General features: G+C 33.2%; 10 protein-coding genes. 6 read left to right on the forward strand and 4 right to left on the reverse strand.

Translation table 11 applies throughout. The annotated features are described in order from the left end of the window. Both dut and QM746_RS00495 read right to left on the reverse strand, forming a co-directional pair. Window positions 1–441, reverse strand: coding sequence for a dUTP diphosphatase (dut, locus tag QM746_RS00490; protein WP_414982417.1), 441 nt, complete (start codon window positions 439–441; stop codon window positions 1–3). After that, window positions 438–1,856, reverse strand: a complete 1,419-nt coding sequence (locus QM746_RS00495; protein ID WP_414982418.1) for a lipopolysaccharide biosynthesis protein — start codon at window positions 1,854–1,856, stop codon at window positions 438–440. The genes dut and QM746_RS00495 overlap by 4 nt, the downstream gene beginning before the upstream one ends. Before the next feature lie 172 nt (window positions 1,857–2,028). Here QM746_RS00495 and QM746_RS00500 point away from each other — a divergent pair, with 172 nt between their 5' ends. Further along, window positions 2,029–3,363 carry a dihydroorotase gene (locus tag QM746_RS00500; protein WP_414982419.1) on the forward strand — a complete coding sequence of 445 codons (1,335 nt, stop codon included), beginning with the start codon at window positions 2,029–2,031 and terminating at the stop codon, window positions 3,361–3,363. Window positions 3,364–3,477: 114 nt separating this feature from the next. Further along, the gene (locus QM746_RS00505; protein WP_414985102.1) at window positions 3,478–6,372 is read left to right on the forward strand and encodes a M16 family metallopeptidase; all 2,895 of its coding nucleotides are present in this window, start codon (window positions 3,478–3,480) and stop codon (window positions 6,370–6,372) included. 142 nt (window positions 6,373–6,514) lie between these two features. Here QM746_RS00505 and QM746_RS00510 read toward each other — a convergent pair whose 3' ends face one another. After that, window positions 6,515–6,859 (reverse strand): phosphomannose isomerase type II C-terminal cupin domain, encoded by a 345-nt coding sequence (locus QM746_RS00510; RefSeq protein ID WP_374364769.1) that lies wholly within the window; start codon window positions 6,857–6,859, stop codon window positions 6,515–6,517. 108 nt (window positions 6,860–6,967) lie between these two features. Between QM746_RS00510 and gltX the strand changes: the two genes are divergently transcribed. Together gltX and QM746_RS00520 are read left to right on the forward strand one after the other, a co-directional pair. After that, the gene (gltX, locus tag QM746_RS00515) at window positions 6,968–8,482 is read left to right on the forward strand and encodes a glutamate--tRNA ligase (protein ID WP_414982420.1); all 1,515 of its coding nucleotides are present in this window, start codon (window positions 6,968–6,970) and stop codon (window positions 8,480–8,482) included. Between the two features lie 55 nt (window positions 8,483–8,537). Continuing rightward, window positions 8,538–9,494 (forward strand): acetyl-CoA carboxylase carboxyltransferase subunit alpha, encoded by a 957-nt coding sequence (locus tag QM746_RS00520; RefSeq protein ID WP_414982421.1) that lies wholly within the window; start codon window positions 8,538–8,540, stop codon window positions 9,492–9,494. A 38-nt stretch (window positions 9,495–9,532) separates the two neighbouring features. On the opposite strand, the gene QM746_RS00525 is transcribed toward QM746_RS00520, so the two are convergent. Further along, window positions 9,533–10,105 carry a DUF6759 domain-containing protein gene (locus QM746_RS00525; protein ID WP_414982422.1) on the reverse strand — a complete coding sequence of 191 codons (573 nt, stop codon included), beginning with the start codon at window positions 10,103–10,105 and terminating at the stop codon, window positions 9,533–9,535. A gap of 128 nt (window positions 10,106–10,233) precedes the next feature. Between QM746_RS00525 and tsf the strand changes: the two genes are divergently transcribed. Continuing rightward, window positions 10,234–11,058, forward strand: a complete 825-nt coding sequence (gene tsf / locus QM746_RS00530; protein ID WP_414982423.1) for a translation elongation factor Ts — start codon at window positions 10,234–10,236, stop codon at window positions 11,056–11,058. Between the two features lie 96 nt (window positions 11,059–11,154). Next, on the forward strand, window positions 11,155–14,961 hold the full coding sequence (locus QM746_RS00535; protein WP_414982424.1) for a choice-of-anchor L domain-containing protein: 3,807 nt from the start codon (window positions 11,155–11,157) through the stop codon (window positions 14,959–14,961). The last annotated feature ends 4 nt before the right edge of the window (window positions 14,962–14,965 follow it).

The raw sequence follows: 14,965 nt of genomic DNA on the forward strand, positions 1-14,965 counted from the left end.
CTATTTTTTTGAAACGCCAGAACTGCCAAATCCTCCTTCGCCACGTTCTGTTTCGTCTAGATTTTCTACTTCTTCCCAAATTGCAGTTTCGTATTTTGCAATTACCAATTGTGCAATTCTGTCTCCGTCATTTATGGTAAAATCAGCAGCAGATAAATTTACTAAAATTACTCCAATCTCACCACGATAATCTGCATCAATTGTACCAGGAGTGTTAAGAACGGTAATTCCGTTTTTAAAAGCTAACCCACTTCTTGGTCTCACCTGTGCTTCGTAACCTTTTGGTAAAGAAATAAATAAACCAGTTTTCACTAGTGTTCTTTCTAAAAATTTCAGTGTAATAGGTTCGTCTATGTTGGCATACAAATCCATACCTGCCGAAAGTTCGGTTTGGTATTTTGGCAAATTGTGTTTAGATTTATTAATTACTTTTATTGTCATTTTTTAATTTTTGAAAGGATAAATTGTTTTTCGCTGTACAACAAAATTCCACTATAAATAAAGAATAAAATATTGCTGAGCCAAACGTTATAATTAAAATATTTTACCGAAATAAAGCTAAAAACCATCAACAAAACCAAGAAAAAAGAAATTTTCTTAATTCTATATGGAATTGGATAATATTTTTGTCCGAGAAAATAAGACAAAACCATCATTAGAAAATAAGCGATAAAAGTAACCCAAGCAGAAACCATAAAACCATATTTTTGTAGAAATAACAAATGCAAAACAATGGTTACACCTGCTCCAAACCAAGAAATTAGGGTACCGAAATATGTTTTATCAGTTACTTTGTACCAAGTAGAAAGATTATAGTAAATCCCAAAACATAGATTTGCAATTACAATAATAGGAACAATATCCATTGCCGTCCAATAACTATGGTCTGTAATAAAAATAACCTTCAACCAAGAAATATTGGCAATAATTCCCATGGCAACAATTGAGGCAAAAAACGAAAAATATTCGGTTACTTTTGCGTAATTATTTTTTGCATTTTCGTTGTTCATTTGCTTAAAAAAGTAAGGCTCAATTCCCATTCTGTATGCTGTAACAAAAAGCGTCATCAAAACGGCTAGTTTATAACAACCACCATAAGCACCTGCATCTGCTTTAGAAATATTGTAATATTGAGTGATTTTATCATAATTTTCATTGACCTGAAAAGCTAAACCAGCAATCATAATAGGCCAAGAATATTTTATCATTCTCGAAAAAAGTTCTTTGCTAAAACGAAATTTTACCTTCAAAATAATCGGAAGTAATAGTACAAATGTTGCCAAACTTCCCAATAAATTACTAATGAAAGGATAAGAAACTTGCCCGTCTAAACCTAATTTTTTGGATGTACTTGTTGGCACAAAAATAAAAAGTGCAATTACAGAAACGGTTTGCACAAAAATAGACGCAACCCTTATCACAGAATATTTTATCGGCATATTGTGAAAACGTAACCACGCAAATGGAATAACGCAAATAGCATCTAAAAAAGCAATCATGGCAAACCATCTTAAAAATTCCGGATTTTTTGCATAATCTAAAATCACAGAAAGTGGCGCACTAAACATTAAAATTGAGATTAAAAAAACCGAAGCCAAACCGAAAATAAACCAAAAAGAGGTATCGAAAGACATTTTCTCGTTCTCTTTTTCGGTAGAAAATCTAAAAAAAGAAGTTTCGAAACCGAAAGTTAACATCACATTTACCAACGCAATCCACGAATACAAACTAGAAAACACCGAAAATGCTTCTTTATCTATGTAATGAATGTACAAAGGATTTAAGAGAAATGTTATTACTCTTGGCAATATTGCTCCTATTCCGTAAATGATGGTTTCGTTCAGAAGTTTTTTCAATTTTCTACAATTTTAGAATGCAAAAGTAACTATAAGATTTGGGATTTACGATTCGGGATTTATGATTTTTAAAGAAATCAGTTAGACAAAGGTTTTCTAAAGCAATTAAAATTTTAAATTCTTTTGGCTTTACTCAAAACTTCAATTAAATTTGTAAAAATCTAAAAGTAAAATGCGAATCTTAATTAAAAATGCTCAAATTGTAAACGAAGGAAAGATTTTTAAATCTGATGTTTTAATTGAAAATGATTTGATTGCAAAAATTTCTGAAACCATTCCCGAAGAAAATTTGGATAAAATAATTGATGCCGAAGGGAAATTTCTTATTCCGGGCGTTATAGACGACCAAGTTCACTTTCGCGAACCAGGTTTAACACACAAAGGCGACATTGAAAGCGAATCCAAAGCTGCAATTGCTGGCGGAACTACCAGTTTTATAGAGCAACCGAACACCGTTCCGAATGCGGTAACACAAGAACTTTTAGAAGAAAAATATAAAATTGCTGCCGAAAAATCTTACGCCAATTATTCTTTTTCGATGGGCGGAACCAATGATAATTTGGAAGAAGTTCTCAAAACAAATCCCAAAAATGTTGCAGCCATTAAACTTTTTTTAGGTTCTTCCACAGGAAATATGTTAGTGGATAATCCTGAAACGTTAGAAGAAATTTTCTCTAAAGTAAAAATGCCAATTTGTGTGCATTGCGAAGACGAAACTACCATTAGAAAAAATACAGAAATCTATAAAGAACAATATGGAGAAGATATTCCTGTAAAATTCCATCACCTCATCAGAAGCGAAGAAGCGTGCTATCTTTCGAGTTCAAAAGCAGTGGAATTGGCAAGAAAAACTGGAGCCAGATTGCACATTTATCATCTTTCAACAGCTAAAGAAACCGAACTTTTTAGAAATGACATTCCTCTGAAAGAAAAGAAAATCACAGCAGAAGTTTGTGTTCATCATCTTCATTTTACCAATGCAGATTACGAAACCAAAGGTTCTCTTATCAAATGGAATCCTGCGGTAAAAACAGAAAAAGACAAAACCGGACTTTGGGAAGCTTTATTGGATGATAGAATTGATGTAATTGCTACAGACCACGCTCCACATACTTTAGAAGAAAAATCTAACAAATACTTAAAATGCCCTTCTGGAGCGCCTTTGGTTCAGCATTCTTTGCAAGTTATGTTCGAATATTACAAAAAAGGCAAAATTTCTTTAGAAAAAGTAGTAGAAAAAATGTGTCACAATCCTGCAATTTTATTTGAAATTGAAAAACGTGGTTTTGTAAAAGAAGGCTACAAAGCAGATTTGGTAATTATTAATCCAAATACAGAAAATACTGTTTCTAAAGAGAACATTCTCTACAAATGTGGCTGGAGCCCGTTAGAAAACGAAACTTTCCATTCTGAAATCTCACATACTTTTGTAAATGGATTTCTCGCTTTCGAAAATGGTAAGGTTTCTCCTGAAAAACATGCTGAAAGATTGCTTTTTGAGAGGTAAATGTTAAATTTTTCAAAAAAAATGAATTCATCAGAAACAATTTTAGAAAAAACTCGTCTAATAACTATAAAATTAATTTTTATGATTAAAAAGCTTACGTTTGCGTTTGCAGCTATGGTAATTTCTGTAGCATCTTACGCACAATCTCAATTTGAGTGGAAAGAGGCAAAAAGTGGCGGTTACAGCTACAAATATGTAACCAACGACCCTACTCAAGCAAGATTTTACACTTTAAAAAATGGTTTGACTGTAATTTTGAGTCCTACCAAAAAAGACCCAAGAATTCAGGCTTACGTTGCCGTGAAAGCTGGTAGCAAAACAGACCCTGCCACCAATACAGGTTTGGCACATTATTTAGAACACATGCTTTTCAAAGGAACTGATAAATATGGTTCTTTAGATTGGGCAAAAGAAAAACCAGAGTTAGACAAAATTGATGCACTTTACGAACAATACAACAAGTCTAAAGATGAAGCTCAAAGAAAAGCAATTTACAAAAAAATTGACTCCGTTTCTGGCGTTGCAAGTAAATATGCTATCGCAAATGAATACGACAAAATGATGTCTGCAATGGGAGCTCAAGGCACCAATGCTTTCACAAGTTTCGAGCAAACAGTTTATACAGACGACGTACCAAGTTCTTCTTTGGATAAATATCTTGCTGTACAAGCTGAACGTTTCAGAAACCCAATTCTTAGAATTTTCCATACCGAATTAGAAGCGGTTTACGAAGAAAAAAACAGAAGTTTAGACAGTGATGGTTCTTTGGTTTCAGAAACTTTATTTTCAAATTTATTCCAAAATCACAATTACGGTCAACAAACCACTATTGGAACCGTAGAACACCTCAAAAACCCTTCTTTGGTAGAAATTAGAAAATATTTCAACAATTATTACGTACCAAATAATATGGGTATTATCTTATCTGGAGATTTCAATCCTGATGAAGTAATTGCTAAAATTGACAAAGATTTTTCTTACATGAAAGAAAAACCAGTTGTTAAATATACTTTTTCTCCAGAAGCTTCAATTACTGCTCCAATTGTAAAAGAAGTAGTAGGACCAGATGCAGAGAGTGTTACTATCGGTTTCAGATTACCAGGAAACAAAGACAAAGATGTACTTCTTGCAGATCTAGTAGGACAAGTTCTTACCAACGGAAAAGCTGGACTTTTAGATTTGAATTTAGTTAAAAAACAAAAATTATTAAGAGCAAGTGCTTTCACTTATCCTTTAATTGATTACGGAATTCTTTATCTTTCGGCAGCTCCTACCAACGGACAAAGCTTAGAAGATGTAAAATCTTTGGTTTTAGCTGAAATAGACAATCTTAAAAAAGGAAATTTTGATGACGATTTAATTCCTTCTATCGTTAATAACATCAAAAAATATAAAATTCAAAGCACCGAAAACTACGGAAACAGAGCTAGCGATTTGATGGATGCTTTCACTTCAGAATTAGATTGGAAAACTCAAGTTGCTTACGTAAATGATTTGTCTAAAATCAAAAAAGAAGATGTAGTAGCTTTTGCTAATAAATATCTTGGAGACAACTACGTTGCTGTTCTTAAGAGAAAAGGCGAAAGAAAAGACTTGGTAAAAATAGAAAAGCCAACCATTACACCAGTAGAAACCAATGCAGATAAGCAATCTCCGTTTGTGAAAATGGTGAACGATATGCCTGCAACTCCTGCAAAACCAGTATTTTTAGATTACGGAAAAGATATTTTAAAATCTAAACTTGGAAAAGCTGAAGTGCTATACGTTCCAAACAAAGACAATTCTATTTACAGATTAAGATTTAGATATAAAATTGGTTCTCTTAATGATTTGAAACTTCCTTTAGCAGCGCAATACATTCAGTTTTTAGGAACAGATAAAAAAACTTCTGAACAAATTTCTAAAGAATTTTACAAAATTGCTTCAAGTTTCAATATTTCTTCAAGCGAAGAATATACTACTGTAACCATTGAAGGTTTACAAGAAAACTTCGAAAAAGCAGTAAAATTATACGAAGACATCGTTCTAAATGCAAAAGCTGACGATAAAGCTTTGGTAGCCCTAAAAGCGAGAATGGCAAAAGCGAGAAAAGATGCAAAATTAAACAAAGGTGCTATAATGCAAGGTTTAACAAGCTATGCGCTTTATGGTTCTAAAAATAAATTCAACAATGTACTTTCAGATACAGACTTAGCTGCTGTTACCGCTCAAGAATTGGTAGATAAAGTAAAAAATCTTAATAATTATGAGCAAACCGTAATTTATTATGGTCCTGCTGCAATTTCTGAACTTACTTCAAAGTTAGCTCCGCTTCACAAAGTTCCCGCAACTTTCGCTACAGCTTCTGCTCCAAAAGTATTTAAACAAGTTGCACAAGACAAAAACCAAGTGTTTTTCACCAATTACGAAATGGTTCAAGCAGAAACAAGATGGGTAAGAAATACAGAAACTTACGACCCTAAAAATGCTACTGTAATTAATGTTTTCAATAATTATTTTGGTGGAGGAATGGGAAGTTTGGTTTTCCAAACGATTAGAGAAAGTAAAGCTTTGGCTTACAGTACTTATGGCGTTTATGTTTCTCCTGCTAAAAAATCAGACGATTATTACATGCTTTCTTACGTTGGTAGCCAAGCAGATAAATTTAATGATGCTGTAGCAGCAATGAATGAACTATTAACTACAATGCCTAAATTACCTGTAAATCTAGATTTAGCAAAAGGACAAGTTAAAAAAGACATTGAAACCGAGCGTATTACTCAAGATGGTATTATTTACAATTACCTTGGAGCTCAACAACTTGGTCTTAAAGATGATATTAGAAAACAAATCTATGCTTCTGTAGATAAAATTTCTTTAGATGAATTGAATCAATTCCATCAGTCACATTTTTCTGGTAAACCTTACACGTATTGTTTGGTAGCATCAGACAAAAAAGTTTCTATGGAAGACCTTAAAAAACTAGGCGAAGTGAAAACAATTTCTCTAGAAGAATTATTTGGATATTAGTTTTTCTAAATATAAAATTTACTAAAAGAGGCTGTCTCCATTTTGAGACAGCCTCTTTAATGCAAAAAAGGAAAATCTGAGCTATTCCTAATAGTTGCAAGTTTTGTAATTTATTGTGCGTTAATCAAATCAAAACAGACAATTAATCTCTTTTATAATCGTCTTCTATTCTTACAATATCATCTTCACCGAAGTAAGTTCCTGTTTGTACTTCTATAAAAACCAAAAGGTCTTCTCCTACATTTTCAATTCTGTGTTTTGCAGATAACGGGATTAAAGCAGTTTCTCCATAATTATAAATTTTATCTACCCCATCCAAAGTAATCTTTGCAGTCCCTTGAATCATTGTCCAAGCTTCTTGTCTTTTAAAATGGTATTGGTAAGATAATCTTTGCCCTGGCAAAACTTCAATTCTTTTCAATTTAAAATTGGGTTCATCTGCTAATACATAATATTTGCCCCAAGGTCTTTCTCCGATTTCTAGCATAATTTCTATATTTTAAAGTACAAAATTAATTAAAAAAAATTAGACAAAACATAATATCTCAAAAAGCATAAAAAAACGTAAATTTGCACATTAAAAATTTCACATATAATGAGTAAAGTAAGAGTGCGTTTTGCGCCAAGTCCAACAGGACCATTACATCTAGGTGGCGTAAGAACCGCATTGTATGACTATCTTTTTGCCAAAAACCAAGGCGGAGATTTTGTTTTAAGAATTGAAGATACCGATACCGCAAGATATGTAGAAGGTGCGGAAGATTATATAATGGAAGCTTTAGAATGGTGCGGAATAACCCCAGACGAAAGCCCAAGACACGGCGGAAACTACGGCCCATACAAACAATCTGAAAGAAGAGATATTTACGACAAATACACCGAAATAATTCTAAAAACAGATTACGCCTATTTAGCATTCGACACTCCAGAAGAGCTAAACGCAGCAAGAGCAGAAGCAGAAGCTAATGGCGAGGTTTTTTCTTACAATTACCTCAGCAGAAACAGAATGAGAAACAGCATTGCACTTTCTCAGGAAGAAGTTCAGAAATTATTAGACGCAAAAACACCTTACGTAGTAAGATTCAAAATGCCTTTAGACAGAATTATCAATCTTGAAGACATTATTAGAGGTAAGTTTTCGGTTAATACCAATACTTTAGACGATAAAGTTTTGGTAAAAAACGACGGAATGCCAACTTATCATTTCGCTAATATTATAGACGATTACGAAATGAAAATTACCCACGTAATCCGTGGTGAAGAATGGTTACCATCTATGCCTCTGCACGTTTTATTATACGAGGCAATGGGTTGGCAAGCACCAGAATTTGCACATCTTTCTTTAATTTTAAAACCAGAAGGCAAAGGGAAATTAAGCAAAAGAGACGGTGCAAAATTCGGGTTCCCAGTTTTCCCAATGAATTTCTATGATGCTGCAACTGGCGAAACTTACAAAGGATACAAAGAAGAAGGTTATTTACCAGAAGCTTTCGTTAATTTTTTAGCACTTTTAGGTTGGAGTCCTTCGGATGATAAAGAAATTCTAAGTTTAGAAGAAATGGCGACTGAATTTGACCTTCACAAAGTTCACAAAGCTGGAGCTAGATTCTCCAAAGAAAAAGCAGAATGGTTTAATCATCAATATCTTCAAAGAAAATCTAGCGAAGAAGTTTTGGAAATTTTTAAAAATTTAGAAGAAACAAAAAACATTTCTCTTTCTGATGATACTTTACTGAAAATCATTAGTTTAATGAAAGAAAGAGCAACTTTTGTTAAAGATATTTACAATGAAGGGAAATTCTTCTTTGAAGCACCAATTTCTTACGACGAAAAGGCTGCAAAAAAAGCTTGGAACGAAGAAACCTTTGCTATTTTGAACGACTTAATTGTAAAATTAAACGGAATTGAAGATTTTATTTCAGAAAAAATAAAAGAAGAAATTCATCATTTGGTAGAAGAAAAAGGATTGGGCTTTGGCAAAGTAATGATGCCTTTAAGACTATCTTTAGTAGGAGAATTAAAAGGACCAGACGTTCCAGATTTAGTAGAAATCCTTGGAAAGGCTGAAACCATCGGCAGAATAAAGGCTGCCATCGAAATTTTAAAATAAATTTCGATAAATAGAAATAATTATTAAATTTGGAGCATTAATTCTAAACAATAAAATGGAATATTTAGATTTTGAATTGCCAATAAAGGAACTGATGGAACAATATCAAACTTGTTCTTTAGTTGGTGAAGAAAGTGGTGTAGATATGAAATTGGCTTGTAGCCAAATCGAAGATAAAATTCTAGAAAAAAAGAAAGAAATCTACGGAAGTCTTACGCCTTGGCAAAGAGTACAATTATCGCGTCATCCAGACAGACCTTATACATTAGATTTTATCAATGGCATTGTAGATAAAGATAGCTTTTTAGAATTACACGGAGATAGAAATTTTGCAGACGACCCTGCTATGGTAGGCGGAATGGCAAAAATTGACGGACAAAGTGTAATGATTATTGGCACACAAAAAGGAAGAACTACCAAAGAAAGACAGCGCAGAAGATTCGGGATGAGCAATCCTGAAGGATATAGAAAAGCGCTTAGACTTATGAAATTGGCAGAAAAGTTTAATATTCCTATTATTACTTTTATAGACACTCCAGGTGCATATCCTGGCTTAGAAGCAGAAGAAAGAGGACAAGGTGAGGCTATTGCAAGAAACATCTACGAAATGTGCCAATTGAAAACTCCAATCATCACCATTATTATTGGCGAAGGTGCAAGTGGAGGCGCACTAGGAATTGGCGTTGGTAACAAAGTATACATGATGGAAAACACTTGGTATTCTGTAATTGCTCCAGAAAGCTGTTCTTCAATCCTTTGGAGAAGCTGGGAATACAAAGAAACCGCAGCTAACGCACTAAAACTTACTCCAGAAGATATGCTGAAAGAAAAACTAATTGACGGCGTAATAGAAGAACCACTTGGCGGCGCACATTACGACCCAGAAGCAGCATACCAAAATGTAAAGAAAACTATTCTTTCTAATATAAAATCTCTCAAAAACTTCAATAAAGAAGAATTGATGCATCACAGACAAGAGAAATTTATAGAAATGGGTAGATTTACCGGATAAAACAAAAAAGGCAAGAAATTTTATTCTTGCCTTTCTTTTTATTTCTTAATTCCTAAAACAATCTGAGTGTCTTCGGTAATATTTTTTGTTGATTGATAGCTGGCATCACAAATTTTGGTAGTGATTTTATATGTTCCTTTTGGCACAAGTAAATAATTATCTCCTTTCTTGGGAACATCAAGATTAAAAAACTTCTTACCTTCTACTTTTACAATAAGGTTACAGTTAGAATTATTTTTAATCATCACAAAAACTTCAGATTTATTTCTATCTGTACTAAAAAGATTATTGAGAAGATTTACTGTTTTTTCGGTATTAGCATCAGCTTTGCCTTTTTCCACTTTTTTTTCTACTTCTTTGCTTAATTTTTCAGAATTAAGGGGTTTAATCACTGGCTTCGCAACAGAAGATTGTGCAGGAGCAAGATTTTTTAATCTATTCGAAAGAAAATTGGCATTTGGATTGTTAGGATATTTTTTCACAAAAGCACTAATCTCTTTAGGGTCTTGGCTTCTCATTATTTTATCTGTTTCTTCTTTTGTCTGAGCAAACACAGAACTTGCTGATATTAAAAACAATAGAGAAAATATTTTATAATTTTTACAATTCATATTTCGTTAAATAATAGGCATTAAAAATTTAAAGTATAACGCAAAAACCTGCTTTTTAGTTTAAGTGAAATTTCATATCTTTGCAACTCAAAAATTTATACCACAATTATAATTAAAATTTTTCAATTATGTATACACCAGTTGCTGCAGATGTAGCTAAACTAAGAAACACAACAGGAGCAGGAATGATGGACTGCAAAAAAGCTTTAACAGAAGCTGAAGGAGATTTTGAAAAAGCTATCGAAATCCTTAGAAAAAAAGGACAAAAAGTAGCTGCTAACAGAGCTGACAGAGAATCTACTGAAGGTGCTGTAATTGCAAAAGTAAACGAAGATCAAACTTTAGGAGTTGTAATCGCTTTAAATTGCGAAACAGACTTCGTAGCGAAAAATGCTGCTTTCGTTGAGCTAGCTCACGAATTAGCTGAACAAGCTCTTTTCTACAAAGACAAAGAAGAGTTTTTAGCTTCTGACTTCCACGGTATCACTGTTGCTGAAAAATTAATTGAACAAACAGGTGTTATTGGTGAGAAAATCGAAATCGGTGGATTTGAAAGATTAGATGGTACTTTCGTTGGATTCTACATCCACGCTGGTAACAAAATTGCTTCTCTTGCTTCTCTTTCTGCTAATGTAGAAGGCGCTGAAGAAGCTGCTAAAGCGGTTTCTATGCAAGTTGCTGCAATGAATCCAATTGCTTTAGACGAAACTCAAGTTTCTCAAGAAGTAATTGACAGAGAGTTAGAAATTGAAAGAGATATCTTAACTAAAGAAGGAAAACCTGCTAACATTATCGATAACATCCTTAAAGGTAAAATGCAGAAATTCTACAAAGAAAATACTTTAGTACACCAAGCTTTCATTAAAGATGGAGGTATGTCTGTTGCAGATTATGTAAAATCTGTAAGTGGAGATTTAAAAGTTACAGGATTCAAGAGAGTTGCTCTTTCTTAATCACCATCCTTTAAAATACATAAGAGAGGCTGTCTATTTAGATAGTCTCTTTTTTTATTTTATAATGTTTAAATTTGCAGTCCATTCTCCAAAAAAATGATAACAACATATTGGCACAAATATATTTTTTTAATTTTAATTCTTTTTGTTCATACATTAAGAGCTCAATATGTTAGCATATCTACCACTACTAATACTGCTACAGAATTAGTAAACAAACTCATTGGGAATAACAACAATTGTATTTCGATATCAAATGCTAAAATATCTGGATGGAATTCTGGCGGAATATACAGTTACGGATACATCAATTCTAACGGTACAAATTTCGAAATTAACGACGGAATATTACTTTCCACAGGAAATGTTAGCGATGCAGTAGGCTCATATAACAACACTCAAAGCTTTGGAAACAAAACAGGCTGGGCTGGCGATACTGATTTAGAAAACGCGGCAAACATCACAGCAACTACCAATGCTACTGTTTTAGAGTTTGATTTTGTTCCTAATACTAATAAAATTAGTTTTGATTACATGTTCCTTTCCGAGCAATATCTTAGACAAGGCGACTCTGGAAGCTGCGGATACACAGATGGTTTTGCTTTCTTAATTAAAAAAAATGGAGACCCTAATTATCAAAACCTTGCAGTAATTCCCAATACCAACACTCCTATCACCTCTCAAAATGTACTTGGACCAGGAGGAAGGTGCAACGAAAATAACGCTCAATATTTCGGACATTTCAACCCGAATGGAAGCCCAATTAGTTTTAACGGACAAACTGCAATTCTCACGGCTCAAACCGATGTGACACCTGGAGATTCTTATCATATAAAATTGGTAATTGCAGACCAAGGAAATGGATTATATGATTCTGGAGTAATCTTAAAAGCTGGTAGTTTCTTAGGAAATAAAGATTTAGGAACAGATAAACTTATTGCCAATAACACGGCAATTTGTCAAGGAAATACCGTTACACTAGATGCTACTTCAATAGGCGCCACCTATCAATGGTACAAAGATGGAAACGAAATCTCCGGCGCTACTTCTGCTACTTATACCGTAAATTCTACTGGAAAATACGAAGTAATGATTTACTCTTCTTCTTGTAATTTAAAAGGCTCTATCACTGTAGAATTTGTAGAAAAAGCAATTGTTAATCCCCAAACTTTCACCAATTGTGATAACGCTCTTGGCGGACAAATCTCTATTAAATTACAAGATTTGAACCCAATAATTATTTCCAATTATAAAACTCAATTTAATGTAAAATATTACGAATTATTAACCGATGCAAATGCCGGAAACACCAACACTCTTCCCAATGATTGGTCTTATAATACAGACACTACTATTTTTGTAAGAGTAGAAAACGGAATTTGTACGCCAGAAATTCATCCAATAACTTTCAAATTCGGAAATAAAATTCCTACAAACGATATTACTGAAATAGTTTGCGATAACGATTTGAACAATTCTCAAGACATTCATCTTTCTGATTACCTTTCAAAATTATCTTCGGAAACTGGTTTTTCTTATCAATTTTACAAAACCAAAAATGATGCAGATTTAGAACAAAATACTACTACAGATGCTCAAACCATCAATTCAGATATTACTTTTTATGCAAGATTAAAGAAAAGTGGTTTTTGTGATAATATTGCAACCATTACTTTGAAATTCAACCAACCAAGTAAATCTACTACTCTACCAGACACTGTTACCGTTTGCGAAGGAGATTTGGCAACGCTTGATGCAGGAACAGGATTTTCAAGTTATTCTTGGAGCAACGGAGCTACTACTCAAACCATTACCGTAGGAAAAGGAGATTATTTCGTTACCTTAACTTCGGCAAATTCTTGTTCTTATACTCAAAAAGCAAGCGTTGTAGAATCGCCAAAAGCAATTATTGACCTTTCTAAATTCAATACAACCATTTGTGATGACGATTTGGATGGTACAATTAAGGCAAATTTAGACCTAGTAACCACTGCAATACTTTTAAATCCAGGAATTTACAGAGTTAAATATTATTCAGATATTAATGATGCAAACATTGGCAATTCAAATACTTTAAGCACGAATTGGTCTTCCAATACAGAGACAACAATTTTTGCAAGAATAGAATCTGATTATTGTCCAGCTCAAATTTATCCTTTGGATTTCAAATTCGGAAATAAAATTCCAACAAACGATATTACTGAAATAGTTTGCGATAACGATTTGAATAATTCTCAAGACATTCATCTTTCTGATTACCTTTCTAAATTATCTTCGGAAACTGGTTTTTCTTATCAATTTTACAAAACCAAAAATGATGCAGATTTAGAACAAAATTCTACTACAGACGCTCAAACCATCAATTCAGATATTATTTTTTATGCGAGATTAAAGAAAAGTGGTTTTTGTGACAACATTGCAACAATTACTTTGAAATTCAACCAACCAAGCAAATCTACTACTCTACCAGACACTGTTACCGTTTGCGAAGGAGATTTAGCAACGCTTGATGCTGGAACAGGATTTTCAAGTTATTCTTGGAGCAATGGAGCTACTTCTCAAACAATTTCCGTTGGAAAAGGAGATTATTTCGTTACCTTAACTTCGGCAAATTCTTGTTCTTATACTCAAAAAGTAAGCGTTGTAGAATCGCCAAAAGCAATTATTGACCTTTCTAAATTCAATACAACTATCTGTGATGACGATTTGGACGGTATAATTAAGGCAAATCTAGACCTAGTAACTTCTGCAATACTTTTAAATCCAGGAATTTACAGAGTTAAATATTATTCAGATATTAATGATGCCAATCTTGGAAACTCAATTACTTTGAGCACGAATTGGTCATCCACTACAGACACAACAATTTTTGCAAGAATAGAATCTGATTATTGTCCAGCTCAAATTTATCCTTTGGATTTTAAATTCGGGAATAAAATCCCTTTAATCACAACTAACGCTTCTACCAGCGAGTGTGACGACAATCTAGATGGTACAAAAACCGTAAATTTAGATTTATACAAAACCTTATTTACCAATGACAACTCAGTTTCTGTAAAATATTTCGCCTCAGAATCTGATGCTAAAAACAATGCAAATCCAATTTCAAGTTCTCAAAACGTAACCAATACTAGAACTTTTTATTTGAGATTTGAGAGCAATTCTGCTTGCGCCAATTGGGCAACATTTACAATGAACATTAATGTACCAAATGCTTCTACAAGCATACAAGACTTAACAATTTGTAAAAACACTACTACAACTATTGATGCAGGTTTAGGTTTTACTCATTACAAATGGAGCAACGGAACAGACGGACAATTCGCAAGAACAGCAGATTATGGCATAGGAACTCATTTCGTAGAACTTACTTCACCAAACGGCTGTGTTTACAAACAAACTTTCACTATTTCAGCAACCGAAAGTCCAAAAATTACAAATATCGAAGTTACCGGCACTACAGCTACCATTTCTGTAACTGGAGGAGAAGCTCCATATCAATATTCTATCGATGGAATTAATTATCAAAATTCAAACATCTTTAGCAACATCCCAAGAGGAACACATACCGTATATGTAAAAGATTCAAAAGCTTGTGAAATTATACAATCTCAATTTTTAATCATCAATCTTATTAATGCAATTACTCCAAACGGAGACGGCATTAATGATGTTTTAGATTACTCAGATTTGAGGATAAAAGATAATGTTTCTATTAAAATATTTGACAGACAAGGCGCCGCAATCTACCAATCTGAAGGCAAAAATTACATTTGGGATGGTAAATCATTCGGTAGAAATGTAACTTCTGGCACTTATTGGTACGTAATAACATGGACCGAACCTCTTACACAAGTCTCTACAGCTTATTCTGGTTGGATTTTAGTTAAAAACCGAAATTAATTTT

Source organism: Cloacibacterium sp. (assembly GCF_047601505.1).
Classification (GTDB): Bacteria; Bacteroidota; Bacteroidia; order Flavobacteriales; family Weeksellaceae; genus Cloacibacterium.